This is a genomic window from Roseibium sp. TrichSKD4 (assembly GCF_000148725.1).
Taxonomy (GTDB): domain Bacteria; phylum Pseudomonadota; class Alphaproteobacteria; order Rhizobiales; family Stappiaceae; genus Roseibium.
In genome coordinates this window covers 134,934-158,045 of record NZ_GL476317.1, presented here as the reverse complement: position 1 = coordinate 158,045, position 23,112 = coordinate 134,934, and the positions used below count along the sequence as shown (strand labels likewise).

The window sequence follows — 23,112 nt, the reverse complement described above, 5'->3', positions numbered from 1 at the left end:
AGAGTAATCAAGTGTCTTAAGGGCATTCGGTGGATGCCTTGGCGACAAGAGGCGATGAAGGACGTGATACGCTGCGATAAGCCATGGGGAGCTGCGAATAAGCTTTGATCCGTGGATTTCCGAATGGGGAAACCCACTCCGTATGGAGTACCCGTAAGGGAGCAAACCCGGGGAACTGAAACATCTCAGTACCCGGAGGAAAGGACATCAACCGAGACTCCGCTAGTAGTGGCGAGCGAACGCGGACCAGGCCAGTGGCTGTGAGATAAGAACTGGAACCGTCTGGAAAGTCGGGCCTTAGTGGGTGATAGCCCCGTACAGGTAGAAATTCTTGCAGTCCTCGAGTAGGGCGGGACACGTGAAATCCTGTCTGAACATGGGGGGACCACCCTCCAAGCCTAAGTACTCCTTGTCGACCGATAGCGAACAAGTACCGTGAGGGAAAGGTGAAAAGTACCCCGACGAGGGGAGTGAAACAGTTCCTGAAACCGGATGCCTACAAACAGTTGGAGCCCGCAAGGGTGACAGCGTACCTTTTGTATAATGGGTCAGCGACTTAATTTAACGAGCAAGCTTAAGCCGATAGGTGTAGGCGCAGCGAAAGCGAGTCTGAATAGGGCGTTTTAGTTCGTTGGATTAGACCCGAAACCGAGTGATCTAGCCATGAGCAGGTTGAAGGTGCGGTAACACGCACTGGAGGACCGAACCCACGTCTGTTGAAAAAGACGGGGATGACTTGTGGCTAGGGGTGAAAGGCCAATCAAACTCGGAAATAGCTGGTTCTCCGCGAAATCTATTTAGGTAGAGCGTCGGATGAATACTCTCGGGGGTAGAGCACTGGATGGGCTATGGGGGCTTACCGCCTTACTGATCCTAACCAAACTCCGAATACCGAGAAGTACTATCCGGCAGACACACAGTGGGTGCTAACGTCCATTGTGGAGAGGGAAACAACCCTGACCGCCAGTTAAGGTCCCTAAGTTATGGCTAAGTGGGAAAGGATGTAGAGATCCCAAAACAACCAGGATGTTGGCTTAGAAGCAGCCATCATTTAAAGAAAGCGTAACAGCTCACTGGTCTAAATAAGGGTCTCCGCGCCGAAAATGTACCGGGGCTCAAGCCATACACCGAAACTGCGGGTGTGCACTTTGTGCACGCGGTAGCGGAGCGTTCTGTAAGTCTGCGAAGGGTGACCCGTGAGGGCACCTGGAGATATCAGAAGTGCGAATGCTGACATGAGTAACGATAAAGGGAGTGAGAGACTCCCTCGCCGAAAGTCCAAGGGTTCCTGCGCAACGCTAATCGGCGCAGGGTTAGTCGGCCCCTAAGGCGAGGCCGAAAGGCGTAGTCGATGGGAAACAGGTTAATATTCCTGTACTTGGTGGTAGTGACGGATGCTGTGTGTTGTATCTCCTTATTGGATTGGAGGTGCAGCGAAGGTGTTCCAGGAAATAGCTCCACCGTATAAACCGTACCCGAAACCGACACAGGTGGACTGGTAGAGAATACCAAGGCGCTTGAGAGAACTGTGCTGAAGGAACTCGGCAAAATGCTCCCGTAAGTTCGCGAGAAGGGAGACCTCTTTGTGGGCAACCACGAGGGGGTGGCACAGACCAGGGGGTGGCGACTGTTTATCAAAAACACAGGGCTCTGCGAAGTCGCAAGACGACGTATAGGGTCTGACGCCTGCCCGGTGCTGGAAGGTTAAGAGGAGGTGTGCAAGCACCGAATTGAAGCCCCAGTAAACGGCGGCCGTAACTATAACGGTCCTAAGGTAGCGAAATTCCTTGTCGGGTAAGTTCCGACCTGCACGAATGGCGTAACGACTTCCCCGCTGTCTCCAGCACAGACTCAGTGAAATTGAATTCCCCGTGAAGATGCGGGGTTCCTGCGGTCAGACGGAAAGACCCCGTGCACCTTTACTACAGCTTCACACTGGTATTCGTAATGACATGTGTAGGATAGGTGGTAGACGTTGAAGCCTTGGCGCCAGCTGAGGTGGAGTCACCCTTGAAATACCACCCTTGTCCTTATGGATATCTAACCGCGGTACAACAATATCCGGGACCGTGTGTGGCGGGTAGTTTGACTGGGGCGGTCGCCTCCCAAATGGTAACGGAGGCGCGCGAAGGTGGGCTCAGAGCGGTCGGAAATCGCTCGTCGAGTGCAATGGCATAAGCCTGCCTGACTGCGAGACTGACAAGTCGAGCAGAGACGAAAGTCGGCCATAGTGATCCGGTGGTCCCTCGTGGAAGGGCCATCGCTCAACGGATAAAAGGTACGCCGGGGATAACAGGCTGATGATGCCCAAGAGTCCATATCGACGGCATTGTTTGGCACCTCGATGTCGACTCATCACATCCTGGGGCTGGAGCAGGTCCCAAGGGTTTGGCTGTTCGCCAATTAAAGTGGTACGTGAGTTGGGTTCAGAACGTCGCGAGACAGTTCGGTCCCTATCTGCCGTGGGTGTAGGAGAATTGAGAGGATCTGTCCCTAGTACGAGAGGACCGGGATGGACGTACCTCTGGTGGACCTGTTGTGGCGCCAGCCGCATTGCAGGGTAGCTATGTACGGAAGGGATAACCGCTGAAAGCATCTAAGCGGGAAACCCACCTCAAAACCAGTTCTCCCTGAAGAGCCGTGGAAGACCACCACGTCGATAGGAAGCGTGTGGAAGTGCAGCAATGCATGAAGCTTAGCTTTACTAATAGCTCGTTCGGCTTGATTACTCTCATTACTCTATGTTCATCTATACTTGCACTGCCGGCCATAGGCCTACTTGAGTGCGAGACCAAAGCGCCCCAGGCGCTTTGAAAAAACTCATCGACAATATAAGACCAGTTCACGACATATTCTCACGGATCCACTTCAAATCAACAGTTTGAAGCGTCCAACGGACGCCGCCCGTCGGGCGCGCATTCGCAGGCAAGCGGCAAAGCCGCGACAAGCCGTGAGAACTATCTGTCCTTCGCCGGCCTGGTGGCCCAAGCGGGGCGCCCCCACCCGATCCCATCCCGAACTCGGCCGTGAAACGCCCCAGCGCCAATGGTACTTCGTCTCAAGACGCGGGAGAGTAGGTCGCCGCCAGGCCCGCAAATGACAGATAATAAAATGCGCTATCGCCTATCGGCTACTTGGGCGCTAACAACTCTTCAACAAAAACTCCCCATTCGACCATAAAGGCCGAAAGGCGGACAGAAATAACGCGGGATGGAGCAGCCCGGTAGCTCGTCAGGCTCATAACCTGAAGGTCGCAGGTTCAAATCCTGCTCCCGCAACCAAATATAAAAACCCGCCATCAAAAATGATGGCGGGTTTTTTGCATGAAAAGCTAATCTTGATTCTCGGTACCGGATACTGTTGGTATATTCCTGAGAAACATTGATTCTTACAAGAGCTTCAAGGAAACGGCTCGCGCGACAGCCTGCTCACGTGTCTTGGCCGAGAGTTTCTCGCGGGCGTTTTTGATATGAAATTCAACCGTTGGACCGGAGATGGCCAGTTTATCGGCTAACTCTGCTGTTCGCAGGCCCGCAGACAGCCACTTTAGACACTCCAGTTCACGTCGTGTCAGAACGGGTGCTGAGGAATGCGCGTGCAGCGCCACATCCTTCATGCGCAAGTGCAGAAAATTTGCCAGAAAATGAAATTCTGCTTCCCGGTCCTGCAACACTTGGTCAACATGCTCCGATCCCGCGTCGGAGAGGATATTCCAACCACCACATCCGTTCGTTCCATTGGTCCGAAAGACGCTTGAAAAACCAGCTGTAAGCCCGGCCTCCGAAGCGTCCAGGATGAGCTGTCGCTCCTTTGGTTGGAGGTATTTATACCGCGAAAGATAGGCGGAACCTGTCCTCAATGAACCGTATGTGTTGCAGCAGTATTTGAAGAACGGGTCACAGGAAGCATAGCCACTCGCTTCGTAGTGTTCGATCCACTGTGTTGGCGCATTGCTGAGAATGAGACTTTCGCCGATGGAATTAATATCAGCGTAGATAAGACTATTGAAACCGTGGCCTGAGAAATAGCCACACGCTTTTGCCCAAACAGACTTTAGGTCAGTCTCATTTGAAATCGTGTGAACCAAGTCCTGTGCTTCATTCGAGTGCATTTGTTCAAAAACCTATGGAAATCCCTAGCTTGAAACGGCAATAGGCTTGGGTAACCTCTTTGTTCCTCTGCGTCAAATAGCTGTCTGGGACAAGGAGTTTCGAATTGTTTTTCAATAAAATGGGCCCTTTGGGAAAAACGGCCTTTAATTCTGTTTTCGTTCTTTTTTGTGCACTTTCGCCGATCGGGTCTGATCTGAAGGCTGAGGAAAGCCAGCGTAACACGATGATTATCTTCGATGCGTCGGGGTCGATGTGGGGTCAAATCGGCGGTAAGTCGAAGATTGAGATCGCACGCGATGCGTTCGCTGAAGCCAAAACGGCTTGGGATGCTGGAACCGGCCAAGTGGGTTTGATTGCTTACGGCCACCGGAGAAAGGGTGACTGCCGGGATATCGAGACACTCGTTCCCATGGGCAGCGGAAGTGGGGCAGATATATCAACCCGGATAAATTCCATTCGTCCCAAAGGCAAAACGCCGTTGTCTCAATCTGTCCGGCTGGCTGCTCAGGAACTTCAATATCGTGAAGAAGCGGCGACTGTGGTGCTGTTTTCCGACGGGATTGAGACCTGTAACGCGGATCCATGCCTGTTGGCAGAGGAACTGGAACGGGACGGAATTGACTTTACAGCCCATGTAATCGGCTTTGGAATTGGCAGCGATGCAGACAGAAAAAAGCTGCAATGCATCGCTGAAAATACGGGCGGGACGTATTTTGATGCTGATGATGCAGGCAGTTTGAAGGACGCACTTGGTCAGGTTACCAATGCCGAACCCGTTTCAGAACAAGCCGATACGTCACTTGCTTTGGTACCGCTCCGCTTGACCGTGAAGGAAGCCGAAGGCACTTCGCGCCCGGATCAAGTAACTTTTAGGGCAACCAATGTTTCTACTGGCGAGCGATTTGTCCTTGGAACTCGAACGCGCTCTGCTGAAGTAATCAAGGGCTTACAGACGGAACTTGCGGAAGGCGAATGGACAATTGAGGCGGTCAGCAAGGAAGGACGCGGTTCAATTACGATCCATGTGACCTCTGCGCTCGAAAGTGTGGATGTGCCTTTCAAGGCCAACGAAACCAGCTTTGTTCTGATCGAAACCAGCCCTTACCGTGTCACGGGCAGCAGTCACAACGTTTATCTGGGTGTCACGGCGCCGCTTCAACCGAACAAGGAATACACGGTTGGTCTGTTCCCGGCAGGCACGAATGATTTCAATCAGAGGATCGATTGGGAAACACGGTTTGGCAGTGATGCGGAGGGATATACCGCCCATGATTTCACTTTTACAAAACCCGGAAACTACGAGATTATTGTTCTCACTGGCTACGATCTCAGTCAGGCAGACGTCCGGTTTCCGATAACGGTGGTTGATACAACTCCCGTTGAGTGGCTTGGACCAAGGCAGGGTAACCCCGGCGAAAACCTTCCGATCCGCATCAGCGGCGATTTTTATCGAAACAACACGCTAAGCCTGCGCCAGGGCGATCAAGAAATTGTCAGTCAGTGGCTGCAATATTTCGAGTTCAAGGAGGAAGGCCCGGTTTTAACGTTGCCCCAGAAACCGGGAGAGTATGAGCTGTTTTATCGCGCCACGAGCGAAGATGCAGAACTCCCACTTGGAACCATCCTAGTCGGCGATGTTGTGCTGGAGGATGATGCGGACACCGTCGCTGCCCGTGCCGAAGAATTGAAAAAGACGTCGATTGAAACGGAAACGAAGGCAGCATCAAAGACGATTGTTGCGAAGCCTCAAGCCGCTTCATCCGGCACCTTTGTTGCATTCAAGGGAACAGGAACCGTGCCGGAAGGCATCTGGATCCTGCGGCACGAAGACACCGCTCAAGCGCTGGCGGAGTTCCTCATTCAGGAAAACAGGATCGTCCTGAAAGACGCTCCGCGAGATGGAGCGCTCGCAGAGCAAAGGGATGTTTCAGAAGCGGTCGCAACCGATGAAAACCTCATGATTGGCTTGCTGGATGAAGCTGGAAAGACGTCCAACCTGATGCTGAGCCTCGAAGCCGATGCCCTTTACGAGGGAGAGGTGCTTTTGGCGGGGGCTACCAGTTTGATCCCGGTGAAGCTGGAACAGATAGATGACTTGAGCGGCCTGAGCGCTGACGATCACGGTGCCGAGCCATCTGCACAAGCGATCAAGACTGCAGTGGATCCGGTTCTACTCAGGAAAACCGAGAGTTCAGATGCGGTGATTGTGTGTGAAGGTGAGGCCTATTGCTCCTATAGTGATCCGATAACCGGTCTTAGAGAAATCCCGATTTTAGAGGGCTTTGCGCTTCTGCAGCCGATCGTGGATGAGAGCTCTGGGCTTGTACAGCTGGATCTCATCCATGTTGCAACGGGGGAATGGATACAGACCAACCCGCATCAGCAAAGCAACATGGTTACCCAATGTTTGGAGGTGGGTGAGGAAGGACACCACACCCAAGATCCTGCAACAGCAACCGATCTTATTTGCTCGGTCGATGGGGCTGGGGGTGAGGTTGCGACCATGGCGGAGGAACTATCGTTCTGGGTTGTCAACCGCAATCAGGAGATGGCATTGGCGCGCAGGCGCGCAGAGGCAAAAGCCATGGGCGGTGAGGAAGAGCTAGGCGCGCAGCCAGGTCTTCTGCAGGGCGATTGGGTCTTGACCCGGCTCGATACGGGCGCCGTGTTGTTGAAAACACAGCTTATTTGATCAGCCCCACCTGAGTGGTCCGTTTTGATTGTTAGTGCATGACTGGGCTTTGGTCCATCCGGACGATGGTTTCTGGTGCCGGTGGTCGGTAGCCCAAGGCGCTGTGTGGGCGTTTGGTATTGTAATGTTTCCTCCATTGTTCAATCAGGATTTGTGCTTCCTTTAAGCTGTAGAAGATTTCACCATTGAGTAGCTCATCTCGGAGGCGGGCGTTGAAGCTCTCGCAGTATCCGTTCTCCCATGGCGAACCTGGTTCGATGTACGCGGTCTTTGCACCCACAGCGTTGATCCAGTCCCTGACTGCCTGAGCAATGAACTCCGGCCCATTGTCTGATCTGATGTAGGCTGGAACACCTCGCAGGATGAAGAGATCCGTTAGCACATCAATCACGTCGGTGGAGTTCAGATTTCGCTTCACCCGGATTGCCAGGCACTCTCGGGAATACTCGTCCAGGATGTTCAGTGTCCGGAACGCTTTTCCTTCATTGGTTCGGCAGTGCACGAAGTCATAGCTCCAGACATGATTGGGATACTCTGGCCGCAGCCGGACACATGATCCGTCGTTCAGCCAGAGCCGCCCTCTCTTCGGTTGTTTCATTGGCACTTTCAGCCCCTCTCGTCGCCACAGCCGCTCAACACGCTTGTCATTCACATGCCAACCAGCATCTCTGAGCAGAGCTGCAATACGCCTGTAACCGTAACGGCCAAACTCACGGGCGAGTGCGATCATATCCGCCACAAGACGTTCTTCGTCAGCACGCCCTGCTGGAGGTTTCCTCTGCGTAGACCGGTGCTGACCCAGAACACGACAGGTTCGGCGCTCTGACACGCCGAGATGCTGACGAATGTGATTGATGCAGGCTCGACGACGGGCGGGGCTCAGAAGTTTCCCTTTGCGGCCTCCGACAAGATCAACTTGTCCAGGGTCAGGTCAGACACTGCCTTGCGCAGCCGCTCGTTCTCTTTCTGAAGGCGTTTGAGTTCTTTCAGTTGGTCGGTTCCCATCCCACCATACTGCTTTCGCCACCGGTAATACGTCTGTTCGGTGATACGAACCTGCCGAATGGCATCAATGCGCGGCATGCCTTGGCCGACAAGGACTTCAACCTGCCGCAACTTCGAGACAATTTCTTCTGGCTTGTGACGTTTCGTAGCCATGTTGATCCTCCGTTTTCCTAAACATAACGATGGACCACTTCAAAGGGGGAGGATCAGGATCGCGTAACCGCCGACCATACCGATGATGTTGGACTCAGTCTTGGCGCCTGCGATCATGCCGGAAAGATAGCTCGGCTCGTGGATCCAGTTGTCAAATACGGAAAAATTCGGCTTGGCAGCGCCGAAGGAAGAGCCCATCAAAAACGCTGTATCAGGGTATTCCGCAGCCACCTTGCGGGCGGCGCGTTCTACAGCAAAAGCCTCACCAACAACGAGGTCCATGCCCTGTTCGGCGTATTCGCGCATGACGCGCTCATAGTCGGTGTTGGCAACATTTTCGGAGAACGTGTAGGTGATATCTCCGCGCGCTTCGGCAGCTTTCAGAGCCTTGTCAATCCGGCTCACCCATTGTTGTTCGACAGGTACTGTGTAGATTGCGGCAACCTTGATCTGGTCGGCTGCAAAACTTGGCTGGAGTGAAAGTCCAAATGCGGTGGTGGCAGCCACAGCGGCTATCAGAAAGGCCCGGCGGTGCCAGGAACCCTGTTTGAAATGCGCCATTGGAATCCCCTGAGATGTGATTTTTTACACCCATTAGAGGATCACAGTTCAGCTGTGCTCACAAGTTGGTCGCTGTGCGTTAGAGGTCAAAATTTGAACATTTGGCAAAAAAAATGATCGTGTTTTGATCAGATTCGCGTATTTCGGGAAGGAAAGAGAAATAATCGCAAAAATTCGACGTGACTAAGCGGTCTGTTGAGTGCTGGAAAGAAAAATGACTTTCATGGCAGCTGTAGAAAACCCAAAGTCCAGAAAAGGGGAGTTGGCGATAAGTCAGCGGGTGTTGGTCTATTCCCCTGCAAAGTTTGCGTAGGGATAAATGAAAGCAAAATTGTCTTCCGTTAAGAAAAATATCTAAAACCGCTTGCCGAAACCGGTTTCGGTAACTTCAATACTCCCAAACGGGAGGAAAGTAACGTGGAGACGCGCGCTCATAAGGTGCGTTCGGCGTTGCGGCGACAGCGTGTCACGATCAACGATGTTGCCAGTGAGCTTGGAATGACCAAGAGCACAGTAAGTCGCGCCTTGAACGGCTATCCGGATATTTCCGACACCACGCGTTTGCGGGTACGCGAAGCTGCACGGTCCTTGGGGTATAGGCCACTAGCCAATGCACAGGCGATCCGCACGGGTCGTTTGCGGGCCATCGGTTTGGTGCTTCAACTTAATGAACATGATCGACACCGCCCGTTCCTTGCCGATTTTCTGGCCGGGATTTCACAAGCCGCCTCTGAAGCCGATTGGACGGTGACTGTTTCGACAGCCGCCAGCGATGAAGACACTTTGCGACTTCTCTGCAAATTGGCAGATGAGCATAAGGCGGATGGGTTCATTCTTCCACGAACGTTGTGGGAAGACCTGCGCATAGCCTTCTTGAGAGGAGCGAAAGTTCCCTTCGTTCTTTATGGCCGGACCAGAAACTCTGACGGATGTGCGTGGTTTGACATTTCAAGTGAGGCGGCAACCCAAGAAGCTGTCGAGCGTCTGTTTGCACTTGGCCATCGGCGAATTGGTTTCGTGCCTGGTGCAGAGCGCTACACCTACGCGCGCTTGCGGATGGAAGGCTACCGCGCCGGATTGCTAAAATGCGGTCTGGCTTTTGATCCGGATCTGGTGTCCGAGCCGGCTCTCAATCGGACAGACGGAGCTGCGTCCGCAGATCAGCTCTTGAACCTCGCGACACCGCCAACGGCGCTTGTGTGCTCGGTCGACCGTGCGGCACTCGGAGCCTATGAGGCGGCCCAAAACTATAACCTTCAGATAGGGTCGGATCTGTCGGTGATTTCCTATGATGGCATCGAGGAAGGGGAGCTGGTCGCCCCGAAACTCACCACCTTTTCTGCCGATGTACGCGATGCAGGCCGCCGCCTGACAGCGCTCCTGATCGAACGAATTAACGGCGCAGCTCCAGAAAATCTGCGTCAAGTTCTGCCCGCAACCTTTGTTGCGCGCGGGTCTCACGGACCAGCGATGAGAACGTCGGCCGAACTCGCAACGATAATCTCAAATGCGAAACGCCAAGTGGAGGAATAACATGACCTATTTCAGCAGATTGCTGGCTACGACCGCCATGGTCCTGCCGATGACTGTTGCAGCTGTTCAGGCGGACACGATCCGGTTCTGGACAACAGAAGAGTAACCAGAACGCCTCGCCAAACAACAGGAAATGGCAGCTGATTTCGAAAAGAAAACCGGCACCTCTGTCGAAGTGATCCCGGTCAGTGAATCTGATCTTGGAACCCGTGCAACAGCAGCCTTTGCTGCCGGTGATCTGCCAGATGTGATCTATCACACTCTACAATACGCTCTGCCATGGGCGGAAGCTGGCATTCTCGACACAGAAGCTGCAACAGAAGTTGTTGACGCGTTGGGCAAGGGAACTTTTGCGCAAGGCGCGCTTGGAATGGCAACATTTGAAGGCGACTATGCTTCCGTGCCAGTTGATGGCTGGACGCAGATGATCGTCTACCGGAAGGACCTTTTTGACGCCAACGGCCTTGAGGCTCCCACCTCCTATGCTGCTGTGGAAGCAGCTCTGGAAAAGCTCCACAACCCACCGGAAATGTTTGGTTTCGTGGCAGCCACGAAGGTTGATGAAAACTTCATGAGCCAGGTTCTGGAGCATGTATTCCTGTCAAACGGCGTCTCCCCGGTTGATAGCTCCGGTTTTGCTCCGCTTGACGAGGCAAAAACCATCGAAGTTCTGGAGTTTTACAAGAAGCTGGCCAAGGCATCTCCTCCGGGCGACCTTTACTGGAAACAGTCTCGCGAGCTTTATTTTGCAGGCGACGCGGCAATGATTATCTGGTCTCCGTTCATTCTGGACGAGCTGGCCGGTCTTCGTGACAGCGCACCGCCAACCATCAATGACGACCCGACATCCAGCGAACTGGCGTCCAAAACTGGCATCGTGACCAACTTCTCCGGTCCGTCCAATCCAGATGGGGCCGCTTGGGGTGACATTCGCTACTTCGGCATCACATCAGATGCAGATACCGATGCAGCCATGGATTTTGTGAAATACTCCATGGACGAAGGATACACACAGACCCTGTCGATCGCTCCGGAAGGCAAATTCCCGGTTCGCCGTGGTAACGCTGACAATCCAGCAGCCTTTACCGAGGCTTGGTCCAAACTCCCTGTGGGTGTGGACCGCAAAGCACCGCTTGGCGATCTTTATGCGCAGGAAATGATCGACGAAATCGTTGGCGGTTTGGACGTGGCGCAGCGCTGGGGGGTCTCTGAAGGCCAGCTTAGCCTTGCCTCCAAGATCATCAACAGTCAGGCGATCAACCGTGTAGTCCGTCAGTTCATCGATGGCGAAGTTGATGGGCCAGCAGCTGTTGCTGCCATGAACGACGAGCTGGCAAAAGTCCAGTAAGCCTTGCCGTTCGCTGCCCCGGCAAGCGCCGGGGCAGCACCATCCGGATTAAGCTCATGTCTGTTTCTTCACTACCGCCAAGCGGAACCACCCCGCTTGCAAGGCGAGAGGCCCGTCTTGCCTGGGGGCTGCTTGCACCGACGATCATAAGTGTCGCGCTCGTCGTCATCCTGCCTTTGCTGGCCATCTTCTGGATCAGTGTAAAGCCAATAGGCTTGGCTGATTTGCGCCCAACGGCTCCGATCGTACGAGAGTCTCTTCGCGGGAGCGGAGAGGACATGCGCATCGAGTATCGGTTGCGCAATTCAAGTCAGGAACAGGCTATAGGCAATGTCGTGTTGGAGGATGATCTTCCGGCGCAAATCGAGTTTCTTGGTGATCTCCCCGAGGAATGCGCTGTTCAGGGGTCTGTTCTTCGCTGTGAATTCGGGACAATTGAAGGCGGATTTCGCACGCGCCTCAAGTTTCCAGTTGCCGCGCAGAACAAGGATGAGGCCGAAGAACTGGTGGAAGCCAGCGCGCCTCGTGTGTCGGGCGATGCGGACAATATCCTAACCAATCTCACATTCACAGCCGAGAATTTCGCCCGGATTTTCGATGGCGAAGAATTTTGGGAAGTCCTTGGCGTCACAATATTCTACACCGTGTTCGGAACCATCGGCGCCATTGTGGTGGGGCTATTTGCAGCGCTCCTTTTGAACAAGTCCTTCAAAGGGCAGGGCATATTGCGAGGGCTTTACCTGTTTCCGTATGTCGCGCCAATTATCGCGGTGGCGTTTTCCTGGCTCATTCTGTTCGACCCTTTTTCCGGCAGCGCCAATGCTCTGCTTGTCCAAATGGGTGTGACGGACGAGGCGATTAATTTCTTCGGTGAACGCCCGCTAGCGCTCATCATGGTGACGGTTTTCGAGATCTGGCGGTATTTCCCGCTGTCTTTCCTGTTCATCCTCGCGCGCATGCAGTCCATCGACACGGATATGTATGAGGCTGCCGATATGGATGGTGCGAGTCCGTTCCAGAAGTTCTGGTATCTCAGCCTTCCCCAGCTCCTCGGCATTCTGTCGGTTCTATTCCTCTTGCGGTTCATCTGGACCTTCAACAAGTTCGACGACATCTTCCTGCTGACGGGAGGCAATGCGGGCACGCGGACCTTGACCGTGAATGTCTATGAACAAGCCTTCGCGATTTCCAATATCGGCGCAGGTGCGGCTGTTGCGGTCGTGATTTTCTGCTGCCTTCTCGGCTTTTCCTTCTTCTTCTTCAAATTCATCAGTCAGGAGGAAGGGCTATGAGTTTTTTGCGAAATGGCTATGTCACTGCTCCCTTGCTTGGCGCACTTTGGTTCCTGACCATATCCAGCACAGTTGCCGTGACTATGAGTTTTGCAACGGGTGACGCGTTCCGCCCATCGGTCATTCTATCGCTTTTCTGGGGTGTTTTGGCGGGACTTGCCGTCATTCATGGGCGAACGGTTGCAAAGATCTTCGGAGTAGGTGTCGGTGCGATCGGGTATCTCGGGTTTGGCCCGATGTTGTCGGGAGACGTGTTGCTTCTGGCTGCAATTATTGGCCATGGCGCGGCTGCCGGGTTTGGTGTCCTCGGGCTCTTAGTGATCTTGGACAGCGTCGTGAAAGGTCCCTTGTCCAGACATGAATTTGAAGCAGCGGTGATCCGGTTTCTCACCGGCTTTGGCTACATTTTTTTTACGGCCATCGTCCTCATTCCGTTCTACGTGATGGTGATGACCAGCCTGAAAAACCAGTCGGAATTGCTGCAAAATCCGCTGGATTTCTCACTGGACCTTTCAAAAGGGTTTGGCCTTCTACGGTCCTATCAGGAGCTGTTTCAGGATTTTAACTTCGGCACCTATCTGATCAACTCCTTCGGAATTTCGGTTGTCACCGTCCTCGTCACTCTAGCGTTCAGCGTGCTGGGGGCTTACGCAGTCGCAAGGTTGCGGTTCAAGGGTCGGGCAGCGTTTTCAAGGTCGATCCTGCTGATCTACATGGTGCCGATGATCGTTCTGGCCTTGCCGATCTACATCGCCTTTTCCATGACCGGCTTGCGCAACTCGCTGTTCGGGATTGTGTTGATCTACCCGGTCACAACAATTCCCGTGGCGCTTTACATGCTGCAGGGCTATTTCAGAGGGCTTCCGGCGGAGATCGAGGAAGCGGGCCTGATGGATGGCTTGTCCCGTTTGGCTGTGATTTGGAAAATCACACTGCCACTCGCTTTGCCAGCACTGGCCTCAGTCTCGCTCTATGTTTTCATGATCGCCTGGAACGAATTCCTTCTTGCGTTCATGCTACTGGACGATCCGTCAAAGTTCACGCTGACGCGCGGTATTGCCAGCCTCAACTCATCCGAAATTCCCAGACAACACCTTATGGCAGGGGCGGTCATTGCGACCGTTCCAATCATGGCTATGTTTCTGGGGCTTGAACGTTTCATGACCAAGGGCCTGACCGCAGGTTCTGTCAAAGGATAAAGACATGTTGACCCAAGTCAGTCGCTCGGAAGAAGCGCGAAACATCCTCCTGCAAAATGACCGTGGCGGATACACAATCCCGACTGCAGGCCTTTATCCCTATCAATGGAACTGGGACAGCGCCATCACGGCGATGGGCTTTGCCGAATTCGATAACGTTCGCGCGTGGCAGGAACTGGAAACCCTGTTCACCGGCCAGTGGGATGACGGCATGGTGCCGCACATCCTGTTTCACAAGCCGGACCCCGGCTATTTCCCTGGCCCCGATGTTTGGGGTGGGACAGGTCCAATTCCGTCGTCCAGCATCACTCAGCCGCCCGTCGCAGCAACGATGGCGCGGATCATTTGGGAAAAGGACCGGGGTGCAGGGGCTGACCGATTCAAGGTCTTGTTGCCAAAACTGCGGGCTTGGCACACGTGGTTTTTAAGCTGGCGTCTGGATCAAGGAGCCGTCTGTGTGACCCATCCTTGGGAGGCAGGACGGGACAATGCGCCAGATTGGGATGCTGTCATGGCGCGAATTGATCCGGTGGGTGTTGGAGAATATCAGCGCCGGGACACATCACATGTCGACGGCTCGATGCGTCCGACCAAATATGATTACGACCGCTATATCTGGCTCGTTCAGATGGGCAATCGCCTCAAATGGGATCAGGCCGCGCTGTTGGAAGAAAACCCGTTTCGAATAGCCGACCCGACCATGACGTTTCTCCTCTTGAGGGCGCATCGCGATCTTCTGAGGACCGGCGAAGAACTGGGTCTGGACACCTCCGGCATGGCAGAGGAAATTGCGCTTTTGGAACAGGGTGCCGCGTCTCTCTGGAACCCCAACCTGAACAGTTACGACAGCCGCGACGCCAAAACCGGTGAATGGACCGGCACCATTTCCAACGCGTCCTATCTTTGTTGGCTCGCCGGGCTCGACAGCAAAGAGCAGGCAGAACACCTCGAAAGATCGCTCCAGCAGGTTCAATTCGGCGTCGCCAGCTATGATCCGAACGGCGAAAAGTTCGACAGCAAACGCTATTGGCGCGGACCGACATGGGCGTTCATGAATTTCCTCATTGGACTGGGGCTTGAAGAACATAAGCACTCTCTTGCGTCCCACGTGCGCGAGGTCACCCGTGAGGTGATCCGACAGCACGGGTTTGCAGAGTATTTTGATCCAACCGACGGGTCTCCGGCAGGCGGTCAATCATTTACGTGGACGGCTGCCGTTTGGCTTGGCTGGGCCTCCAAGGAACAAGGAGCGGCATGATGGGTGCGATTACGCTTGAAGCCATAGAAAAGTGGTTTGGCGACGTTCAGGTCATCAAGGGCGTCGATCTTTCCATCGATAAGGGAGAGTTCATAGTTTTTGTCGGCCCTTCTGGCTGCGGAAAATCCACCTTGCTGCGCATGATCGGTGGGTTGGAGGACATCTCCCTAGGTCAGCTTTTGATTGAAGGAACCGATCAGACGGCAGAACCACCCTCAAAGCGCGGCCTTTCCATGGTGTTCCAGTCTTACGCGCTTTATCCTCACATGTCGGTGCGCGACAACATGGGGTTTGGTTTGAAGACCGCCGGAGCGCCAAAAACCGAGATCGCGGAAAAGGTCAATTCGGCGGCCGAAATTCTGAAACTCGAACCCTATTTGGATCGCCGCCCTAAAGACCTGTCCGGCGGGCAGCGACAGCGCGTCGCCATTGGCCGGTCCATTGTCCGAAATCCCACAGCCTTCCTGTTCGATGAACCCTTGTCGAACCTTGATGCCGCCTTGCGGGTGGAGATGCGGTACGAAATCGCCAAGCTTCATGAGCAGCTGAAGACCACCATGATCTACGTGACACACGATCAGGTGGAAGCCATGACCCTGGCCGATCGGATTGTTGTTCTGGAGTTTGGGCGAATTGCTCAAGTCGGAACGCCACGAGAGCTGTATGAACGCCCGGCCAACCGGTTCGTAGCGCAATTCATCGGCAGTCCGAAGATGAACCTGATGTCCTGTCGCCATGACGGTGGAAACTATGTGCTCGAAGGTGGGCGCGGCGGCGCTTATTCAGGGTCTGGTGAACCCGTAGAAGTGGGGATTCGACCGGAACACATCACCTTCGGCTCATCGGGCGAGGGGCAATGTGATGGGATCGTTGATTTCGTGGAGTATCTTGGAGCAGATAGCTTTTCGATTGTCGATTGCGGGGCGCTGGGCAAGATCAATGTCCGCACAGTTGGCGACGCACTTCATGAAGAGGGCGAGCCGGTGAGCCTTTCCTTCGCGCCGGAGAGAACTCATTTCTTTGGCTCCGACGGCGAGCGGGTTTGACCCGCTGGTGACGGAGTCATCATTTATGATAGAGCAGTTGTGGTGTGAACAGAGCTGCCTTTAGTTTACGACCAGCTGCACGGTATCTGTCTTGTCGGCCTCGTCTGTGAAACGGATTTCAATGCCGATGTTTTCCGGCGGGGTACCACTGGACAAAAGGTTGTTCCGTGCAGCCAATGCCCGATAATAGGCAACCCGTTTGGCCTGAGACACAGATCCTTCTGCAGGGCTTGTGAACGACCAGACGGTGACTTTCTGATCCTTCAAAATGGCGGAGTTGGTCTGGCTGAACTTACGGATCTCATTCGCTGCAGCCTCATCCATTTTCACCGATGCGCTTTGGAAGTCGATAACCAGAATGGTTTGGGCTTTTTGGACAGTTGAAGCCTTGGGCTGTTCCGTCTTGTCCTGAGGGGCAACGACGATCCGTTTTTCCTCAATCGGAACCTTTCTGCTGAGAATGGAGAGATCCGTGTCCTCCTCAACATCGTCATTGCCTTTCAACTCCTCGGCCAGTTGCGAGTTGAAGGTATCCTTGGACTGCGTCTTACCGGGCGATTTTGGAGCGGTGTTTTCATTCGGCGTATCCGACAGGCTTTGCGGAGCTGTTGCGGATGTAGTTGGTGCAGGCGGCTGAGTAACTGGTTCTTGCGGTTGCGGCGTTACTGTCGGATCTGGTTCGGTTGGTACCGGAGGCGGCGGCGCTTCCGTCATTTTTTCAGTTGCTGTATCTGGAACAGGAGCTTCGACCTTTTTGTCCCCCATGAACTCCTTGGTCGCCGAACCCGGATCAGGGTCCATCTTATCTCCCCCACCTTGTTCGGTTTTGGCCGAATGGGTTTCGATGTAGCTTTTGGCGATGTTCTGCGACAAAACGAAAATGGCGACGGCCAGAATAATAAGCAGGAACGTGACAACCATCACGATTGTCGAGAGGGCATCCACGAACCCCGGCCAGTGGTTTTCGGCTTCTTCAGCTGCTCTACGCGCCACGTGTCACTCTCCAAAACCATTGTCGCCGGGCGCGATCTGATCGATCAGCGCCACGAGGCCCAACCCAAGGGCCTTCAGGAATGTGTTTGCTTCAGGTCTCATGCGGCGGCCTTCAGCTTTGCAAGCACCTGATCTCTGGGGCCGTCCGCAACAATACGGCCCCCGTCCATCCAGATGACACGATCAACAAGTGCCAGAAGATTGACGCGGTGGGTTGCAACAATCAGGGTTTTGTCACCCAGACTTTCTGAAAGCGCTCTGATCACGCGGTTCTCGGTTGTGTTGTCGAGAGCCGATGTCGGTTCATCAAGCAGCAACAGCTTTGATGGCCGCAAAAGGGTTCTTGCCAGTCCAATCGATTGGCGCTCTCCGCCCGAAAGCCCTTCCCCATTGCGCCCTACAGGCAAGCTCAAGCCATAGGCATTGGAGCGCACAAAGTCATCTGCGGCTGCTATCTCAAGCGCTTTTAGGAGGTCGTCCTGACTTGCGTCCGGATATGCCAGCATGAGGTTTTCAGCCAGAGTGCCGACAATAAGTTCGGTTTCCTGCGGCATGTAGCTGAGGGCGGATCGGATGCTACGTGGCTCAAACTGCCGTGCGTCAAACTCGTCAATCTTGTAACTGCCATGGCCGGGCTCCAAGAGCCGGACAAGAACCTGCAGCAAGGTGCTCTTGCCGCTTCCGCTTCGGCCAATCAGCGCAATGCGCTCTCCCGGTTCAACCGTCAGGGAAATGTCACTCAGTGCATTTACCGGGCTTTGTGAGAATTTGAATGAGACCGCATTGAGAGAGAATTTTCCTTGTTTCACGGTCCGTGGTGCAAGGTGATCAAGGCTCTCTTCCTGAGGCAGTTTTAGAAGACGGCAGACATGTTCATAGGATTTCGCAAATTGGAAGGCGCGTCCTGTAAGTGAAACGACAGTTCCAGCCGGTAACAGCACCCGGCCAACCAAAAGGGTGCTGGCCGCTAGCGCACCGACGGACATCAGGCCTGCGCTGATCTGATAGACGCCGATAACAATCGCAGCCACCATCACCACTTGCACCGATAACATCGTGACCTGAGGCTGAAGTCCGGTTGTCAGTCGAATTTCATGTCCGGCACGTGTCGCATCGCGCAGCAGTTTTTGAAAAACACCGACACGTTGATCTTCTGCGCCGATTGTCTTTAGTGTGCGAATGACGCTGGAGGTTTCAGCCAGAAGCTCGGTTTTCGCATTTGTGTGTTTGCTATCCTCGCCGCCACGTTTTTTCAGCGCATGCATCCCGATCAGGGTCCAGATTGCAAAAAAGGCAATCCCGCCAATGGGAGCCAACACGACCGGCCCGGCAATAGAAAAGATCAAGGCCAGCACGATGCAAACAAACGGCAAATCGACTATCAGGGCGGGGATCAGGGCTGGTACAAGAGATATCGTTGCTTCCAGGTCTCGGAACCCCGACGTCCAGCTTGCCGTGTTGCGCGGTGTATTCTCCAGTTTGCTGCCGGTGAGCCTTTGCATTAGGCGGATCTGCATGGCCTGAGTGATGCTGAGCGACACGGAATCCGCCAGTTTCAAGCGGACATACCGAACGCCAAGATCAATGCTGATCGCGATCAAAACGCCAAGTGCAAGCGCCCAAAGAGTTTCAAAGGCACTATGCGGGATGACACGGTCATAAACGCTCATCACGAACAGCGGCAGAGCGATCATCATCAAGTTGCCGATGAACGCCGTGACCATGATCAGAGACATTGCTGTCGGCTTTTTCGAATACACATGACCCATCAGCCTGATCAGACCCGGGTTGGGTAAATCGGTATCGGCTGGTGAGGAAGGGAGCGTCCTTGATTCTTCGGTGCATTCAGGCTGTGAAGTTGTTATCGCGTGAACAGTTCCAAGTGCTTTGGTGGTGACACGCAGAACATCCTGAGCCCGCACATCGACGTCATCATTAGCAATCTGAAGCGTGGCACGGTTGCCGTCGGTCTGTTTGAGCAGTGCTGAGAGACCGTTTTCAAAGATGAGAATGCAGGGACAGCCAAGCTTGTTCAATGACTTGACGGGAAAAGCAAGTTCCTTGAGAGCCAGCCCAAGACGATCACAAAGCTGGCTCAGATCGCCACTTGCCGAAGTCTCTGCACCCAGGTCCTGACGGATAAAGTCAGCGTCTTGGCGAGTTTCGGGGTCACCAGCAGCCAACGCCAGAGCGCAAACGCTTTCCGCACGGTCGGTGCCCATGGAAGGGACGAAAACCTTGAGCTGCGCATGTCTTGCTCTTTTTTTAGAAAGCAGGTTCCCGAATTTCACAAGCGATCCTCAAAAAAACTCGTAGATGTATAAGAAGCAATTTTGGTTAATGAGATATAAGTAATTATGTAAAAAACTCCCTAACGTTATCAAAGTAATGTTTAAAGGGTGTTGGGGTATGCAGGGCGATCGCGTATATGACGCAAGCAGGAAAGACTCAGCGAATACATTGAATGAAGTCACCATCGCCACACGGGCTCACAAGCTTTTTGTGGTGATTGTTGCGCTGGGCTTGATCGCTGTTTTCGCATGGGCCCAATTCACACAAATCGATATTGTCACCCGAGGTTCGGGTCGTGTTGTGCCATCGTTGCAGAACCAGTTTGTTCAGCATCTGGAAGGTGGCATCATCAGGGAAATTCTCGTACGGGAAGGGCAATTCGTCAAAAAGGGCGATGTTCTTTTGACAATTCGAGACCCGTTTTCCCGTGCCGAGTATGAAAAGGCCCAGAAACTGCTCCTGTCCCGGCAGGCCGAATTGGTGCGCCTGGAAGCAGAAAGCCAAAACCTGCCGGTGCTTGAATTCTCGCAGGACATGATAAACGCAGTCCCCGATGTGGTTGCCGATGAGCGTGATCTTTTCAATTCGCGTCAACAGTCTCTAGAGCAGCAGCACCTGATCCTTGAAGATCACGACGCGCAAGGTGCTGGAAAGCAGAAAGGAAACCGGCTGGAGCATCAGATGATACATCTGCGGAGAGCGCGTAACAATCCTGTCAAACTGTTGAGTCGGAGCAGTTTCTCGCAATGAACTTCTGGAGACCAAGTCACGCCTGCAGCAGATTGAAACCAAGATTTCAGATTTGACCCACCAGATCCCCCAGATCGAAGCAGAACTCAGTGAGATCATGCGGCGAAAATCTGAACTTGCGTTGAAATTCCGCTCCGAGGCGGAGGCAGAGAAAATTGACGCGCTGCGAGCCATTGATGAACTGAACCAGACACTCACTGCTATGAGTGACCGAAACCTGCGCAGCGAAGTGCGGGCTCCGATTGATGGAAAAGTCCACCGTCTCTTTCAAACGACCATTGGTGGCGTGGTCCGCAGTGGACAGAACCTCGTTCAATTGGTTCCCACTGATGCTCCGATATCCATTGATATCAGCTTGTCTCCAAAGGATCGCGCGAAGGTCTGGGTCGGTCTTCCGGCCGTCGTGAAACTATCAGCTTACGATTATTCGCTACATGGGGGTCTGGAGGCCAAAGTCGTCGATATCTCGACGGACATTCTGCAAAGCGAAGAAGAAGACCCGCACTATTGGGTCAAGCTCGAAGCGAACACATCAACCTTCGGGGAAGACAAGCCGATATTGGCCGGGATGGCAGCCGAGGTGGATATAATCATCGGAAAACGGACAATCCTTGACTTCCTGTTGACGCCAATCAGGGCTGTTCAGGAAAAGGCTCTCAGAGAGCTCTAAGAAAGGTATTTAGGTTGGGTCAGTTTCAAAGGGTTTCGGTTAGTCCGAATAATATTATAGTTTAAGCATCGTGAGACAGTTAATAAAAACAGATCAGTAATTTTATGTGGTGCCTGTTACTTCATTCTCAGTAGTCGGCTGAGTTTTGTATTTTAATCTTCGTCATTTTCAATGCCAAACTCAGAGACCAGCTCGTCAAGAGTATTTTCCTCTAACTGGTCGAAGAAGGCGATGCCATAGCCGTCAGGGCGTGTGGCAACGATTTTTCCGACGACTTTCAATCCGCCGAACTCGATCGAGACCTGCACGCCGCGCATATCCAGAAGATAGACCTTGGCGGGGCGGAACTTTATGCCTCCAAGGGCGACTTCCGTTACGAGCCCGTCAAGGGTCAGGGCGCGGTTACCAATCGATACCTTGCCTATACACGAGCAAGGGTAGCGCGCATGCCGCCGGTTTGCGGCTGTCAAAATGGTTTTCTTTTTTCTTCGGAAAATTCGACCGAAAAGACCGGCTTTTTGCTTCATCTCTTGGCTCGTTTCGTGTGCATAGTGTTGTTGGGTTGGCATTTTTAAATATCCAATAGACAATTAGGTTTCATGTTACCTGAAGAAGCGGAAACGACGACGCCTTCCAGGTTCAGGTTTTTGGGTATCGACATGGGCCGCCCGCTCTTTGGGCGGGAAATATGGCATATTCATTTTCGTAAATTCTTTGAGGTCTTGGATCGCATTTTCAAGTTCACGTTCGACCTGCTCGTCCGCACGGCGAATGGCTTCTCTCGATGCCGTAATTGCAGCTGTCAGTTCCTGACTGATTTCCTGTGATTTTTCGCTGAGCTCCAAATGGCTGCTGCGCATGGCGTGGGCATTGAGATCGAGTGTTTCGTCGATTTCGCTGAGCAGCTTGCCCATGTTTTCAACGGAGGCATGTACACGGGTGAACTCTACGTTCACATGTTCCTGTGTTTCGTTGATTAGCCAGGCCAGTTCGTCTCGCTGGACGTAGTTTTCTGCAGCTGCTGCAGCATGTTCTTGCAAATCAACATGTTGCGAAGTCAAGCGATCCATTTCGCCGGTTAGGCGAGAATAGTTTTCAGCTTGCCGAACCGTGTCTTGTTTGAGATCGGAAACGAGTGTTTCAAGCTCCTCACGTGTCTCCAGCAAGCTGGCCATATGCGTGAGCGCCTTGGTGGATTCCGTTTGGCTTTCTGCCAAGCTGTGTACGGAAGAGGCGATTTCGGTATTGGTGCTGTTGGTTTCCAGCTGCGTCGCTATCATTTTGTCTGTTGTTTTGGCCATCTGTTCGACGGTTGCTGCAACACGAGAGTTTGAAACCATCGACAGTCGGGCGGCCCGGAAAATCAGGGACAGCTGCCGTTCCTGAATGCCCAAGCCTGCACCGTTCCCGGTACCGCCATCGGCATCTACCTTGGCCAAACCTGCCAGCCAGGTTTCGAAGCTGGTGCGAAGGCTTCCCGATGCCTGATTGCTGAACCGGGACATCAGGCCAAGCGCAAGTGAGGTAATCAATCCAAAAAGAGAAGACGAGAAACCGGTCGCCATCCCTTGAAGCGGCACTTTTAGCCCGTCCATCAATCCTTGAATGGCCTCGGCGCCACCGCCTCCACTCAAATCGAGGCTGCCAATGATCTCACCGACAGACCCAAGTGTGACCATAAGACCGACAAAGGTGCCGATAAGGCCAAGGAAAACAAGGATGCCGGTGATATATTGGATCAAAGAGCGGCGCTCATCCAGCCGTGCATCGATGCTGTCGAGGAGGTTTTGCATGACGCCGATGGTCATGTTCAAGTTGTTGGTCCGCGCTATTTCCTCGGAAATAATCTGAAAAGGTTGTTCAATCGCTTGAGGCTTGACGAAGATGATCGCATCTTCCTTGCAGCGATAATAGCGCCAATTCGGGTCAGCGGCCTCTTGTTGCTCGGCGTTGACGACGTCCTCATAGTCTTCGCGTAAGGAATTATAGGCAATAAATTCGTTTTTGAGATTGAATACATTTCGGTAGGCAACAAAAACGCCAAAGGCGAATGTGCCAAAAATCGTCATGTTCAGGAAAATATTGGCCGACACGGCTGTTATGACAAATTCTGCTTGCCAGAGGCCTAAACAAATCAACAGGGCGAGCACGAAGTGCATTCGGTGGATTTGGCTTTTGATTTCGGAATTCATGCCGCACCTACAATTT

Annotated in this window: 15 protein-coding genes, 1 tRNA gene, 2 rRNA genes and 1 pseudogene; 12 read left to right on the top strand and 7 right to left on the bottom strand. The window is 53.4% G+C overall.

The window, feature by feature from the left end; all coding sequences use genetic code 11:
- The first annotated feature begins 5 nt into the window (after positions 1 to 5).
- The 3 genes from TRICHSKD4_RS15575 to TRICHSKD4_RS15565 all read left to right on the top strand — a co-directional run bounded on the left by TRICHSKD4_RS15575 (position 6) and on the right by TRICHSKD4_RS15565 (position 3,281).
- Positions 6 to 2,729: ribosomal RNA gene (locus TRICHSKD4_RS15575) — 23S ribosomal RNA — on the top strand.
- A 246-nt stretch (positions 2,730 to 2,975) separates the two neighbouring features.
- Positions 2,976 to 3,090, top strand: a 5S ribosomal RNA gene (rrf, locus tag TRICHSKD4_RS15570).
- A 114-nt stretch (positions 3,091 to 3,204) separates the two neighbouring features.
- Positions 3,205 to 3,281: transfer RNA gene (locus tag TRICHSKD4_RS15565), tRNA-Met, on the top strand.
- A gap of 107 nt (positions 3,282 to 3,388) precedes the next feature.
- On the opposite strand, the gene TRICHSKD4_RS28265 is transcribed toward TRICHSKD4_RS15565, so the two are convergent.
- The gene (locus tag TRICHSKD4_RS28265) at positions 3,389 to 4,111 is read right to left on the bottom strand and encodes a LuxR family transcriptional regulator (RefSeq protein WP_009467841.1); all 723 of its coding nucleotides are present in this window, start codon (positions 4,109 to 4,111) and stop codon (positions 3,389 to 3,391) included.
- A 104-nt stretch (positions 4,112 to 4,215) separates the two neighbouring features.
- On the opposite strand from TRICHSKD4_RS28265, the gene TRICHSKD4_RS28260 reads away from it, so the two are divergent.
- On the top strand, positions 4,216 to 6,804 hold the full coding sequence (locus tag TRICHSKD4_RS28260) for a VWA domain-containing protein (protein WP_009467840.1): 2,589 nt from the start codon (positions 4,216 to 4,218) through the stop codon (positions 6,802 to 6,804).
- 31 nt (positions 6,805 to 6,835) lie between these two features.
- Here the strand turns inward: TRICHSKD4_RS28260 and TRICHSKD4_RS29435 are convergent.
- A protein-coding gene (locus TRICHSKD4_RS29435; protein ID WP_085979601.1) for an IS3 family transposase occupies positions 6,836 to 7,962 on the bottom strand; the annotation gives its coding sequence in 2 pieces (ribosomal slippage) (positions 6,836 to 7,698 and positions 7,698 to 7,962; 1,128 coding nt in all).
- A gap of 57 nt (positions 7,963 to 8,019) precedes the next feature.
- Positions 8,020 to 8,523 (bottom strand): annotated as a pseudogene (locus tag TRICHSKD4_RS15540) (BMP family ABC transporter substrate-binding protein); the annotation flags it as partial.
- Between the two features lie 417 nt (positions 8,524 to 8,940).
- Here TRICHSKD4_RS15540 and TRICHSKD4_RS15535 point away from each other — a divergent pair.
- The 6 genes from TRICHSKD4_RS15535 (at position 8,941) to TRICHSKD4_RS15510 (ending at position 16,199) form a co-directional block, all read left to right on the top strand.
- Positions 8,941 to 10,056, top strand: a complete 1,116-nt coding sequence (locus TRICHSKD4_RS15535) for a LacI family DNA-binding transcriptional regulator (protein ID WP_009467837.1) — start codon at positions 8,941 to 8,943, stop codon at positions 10,054 to 10,056.
- Positions 10,057 to 10,189: 133 nt separating this feature from the next.
- Positions 10,190 to 11,404, top strand: coding sequence for an ABC transporter substrate-binding protein (locus TRICHSKD4_RS15530; RefSeq protein ID WP_009467835.1), 1,215 nt, complete (start codon positions 10,190 to 10,192; stop codon positions 11,402 to 11,404).
- Positions 11,405 to 11,460: 56 nt separating this feature from the next.
- A complete protein-coding gene (locus TRICHSKD4_RS15525) occupies positions 11,461 to 12,696 on the top strand; it encodes a carbohydrate ABC transporter permease (RefSeq protein WP_009467834.1) in 1,236 nt (411 codons plus the stop codon).
- A complete protein-coding gene (locus tag TRICHSKD4_RS15520; protein WP_009467833.1) occupies positions 12,693 to 13,895 on the top strand; it encodes a carbohydrate ABC transporter permease in 1,203 nt (400 codons plus the stop codon). Before TRICHSKD4_RS15525 ends, TRICHSKD4_RS15520 begins: the two co-directional genes overlap by 4 nt.
- Positions 13,896 to 13,899: 4 nt before the next feature.
- Positions 13,900 to 15,153 (top strand): hypothetical protein, encoded by a 1,254-nt coding sequence (locus TRICHSKD4_RS15515; protein ID WP_009467832.1) that lies wholly within the window; start codon positions 13,900 to 13,902, stop codon positions 15,151 to 15,153.
- Positions 15,153 to 16,199, top strand: coding sequence for an ABC transporter ATP-binding protein (locus tag TRICHSKD4_RS15510; RefSeq protein ID WP_009467831.1), 1,047 nt, complete (start codon positions 15,153 to 15,155; stop codon positions 16,197 to 16,199). Before TRICHSKD4_RS15515 ends, TRICHSKD4_RS15510 begins: the two co-directional genes overlap by 1 nt.
- A 60-nt stretch (positions 16,200 to 16,259) precedes the next feature.
- Here TRICHSKD4_RS15510 and TRICHSKD4_RS15505 read toward each other — a convergent pair whose 3' ends face one another.
- Together TRICHSKD4_RS15505 and TRICHSKD4_RS15500 are read right to left on the bottom strand one after the other, a co-directional pair.
- Positions 16,260 to 17,192, bottom strand: a complete 933-nt coding sequence (locus TRICHSKD4_RS15505) for a hypothetical protein (RefSeq protein WP_009467830.1) — start codon at positions 17,190 to 17,192, stop codon at positions 16,260 to 16,262.
- Positions 17,193 to 17,290: 98 nt separating this feature from the next.
- The gene (locus tag TRICHSKD4_RS15500) at positions 17,291 to 19,414 is read right to left on the bottom strand and encodes an ATP-binding cassette domain-containing protein (protein WP_040616987.1); all 2,124 of its coding nucleotides are present in this window, start codon (positions 19,412 to 19,414) and stop codon (positions 17,291 to 17,293) included.
- 238 nt (positions 19,415 to 19,652) lie between these two features.
- Between TRICHSKD4_RS15500 and TRICHSKD4_RS15495 the strand changes: the two genes are divergently transcribed.
- Both TRICHSKD4_RS15495 and TRICHSKD4_RS15490 read left to right on the top strand, forming a co-directional pair.
- On the top strand, positions 19,653 to 20,234 hold the full coding sequence (locus TRICHSKD4_RS15495; protein ID WP_009467827.1) for a biotin/lipoyl-binding protein: 582 nt from the start codon (positions 19,653 to 19,655) through the stop codon (positions 20,232 to 20,234).
- Positions 20,235 to 20,286: 52 nt separating this feature from the next.
- A complete protein-coding gene (locus TRICHSKD4_RS15490) occupies positions 20,287 to 20,904 on the top strand; it encodes an HlyD family efflux transporter periplasmic adaptor subunit (protein WP_009467826.1) in 618 nt (205 codons plus the stop codon).
- A gap of 152 nt (positions 20,905 to 21,056) precedes the next feature.
- On the opposite strand, the gene TRICHSKD4_RS15485 is transcribed toward TRICHSKD4_RS15490, so the two are convergent.
- Positions 21,057 to 21,374, bottom strand: coding sequence for a PilZ domain-containing protein (locus TRICHSKD4_RS15485; RefSeq protein WP_168157037.1), 318 nt, complete (start codon positions 21,372 to 21,374; stop codon positions 21,057 to 21,059).
- Positions 21,375 to 21,506: 132 nt separating this feature from the next.
- On the bottom strand, positions 21,507 to 23,096 hold the full coding sequence (locus TRICHSKD4_RS15480; protein WP_009467824.1) for a hypothetical protein: 1,590 nt from the start codon (positions 23,094 to 23,096) through the stop codon (positions 21,507 to 21,509).
- Positions 23,097 to 23,112: the final 16 nt, after the last annotated feature.

Excerpts from the sequence above, each read along its gene's own strand:
- TRICHSKD4_RS28265 (WP_009467841.1), bottom strand. The coding sequence starts at position 4,111 with ATGCACTCGAATGAAGCACAGGACTTGGTTCACACGATTTCAAATGAG.
- TRICHSKD4_RS15530 (WP_009467835.1), top strand. The coding sequence starts at position 10,190 with ATGGCAGCTGATTTCGAAAAGAAAACCGGCACCTCTGTCGAAGTGATC.
- TRICHSKD4_RS15525 (WP_009467834.1), top strand. The coding sequence starts at position 11,461 with ATGTCTGTTTCTTCACTACCGCCAAGCGGAACCACCCCGCTTGCAAGG.
- TRICHSKD4_RS15520 (WP_009467833.1), top strand. The coding sequence starts at position 12,693 with ATGAGTTTTTTGCGAAATGGCTATGTCACTGCTCCCTTGCTTGGCGCA.
- TRICHSKD4_RS15515 (WP_009467832.1), top strand. The coding sequence starts at position 13,900 with ATGTTGACCCAAGTCAGTCGCTCGGAAGAAGCGCGAAACATCCTCCTG.
- TRICHSKD4_RS15510 (WP_009467831.1), top strand. The coding sequence starts at position 15,153 with ATGGGTGCGATTACGCTTGAAGCCATAGAAAAGTGGTTTGGCGACGTT.
- TRICHSKD4_RS15500 (WP_040616987.1), bottom strand. The coding sequence starts at position 19,414 with ATGGGCACCGACCGTGCGGAAAGCGTTTGCGCTCTGGCGTTGGCTGCT.
- TRICHSKD4_RS15480 (WP_009467824.1), bottom strand. The coding sequence starts at position 23,096 with ATGAATTCCGAAATCAAAAGCCAAATCCACCGAATGCACTTCGTGCTC.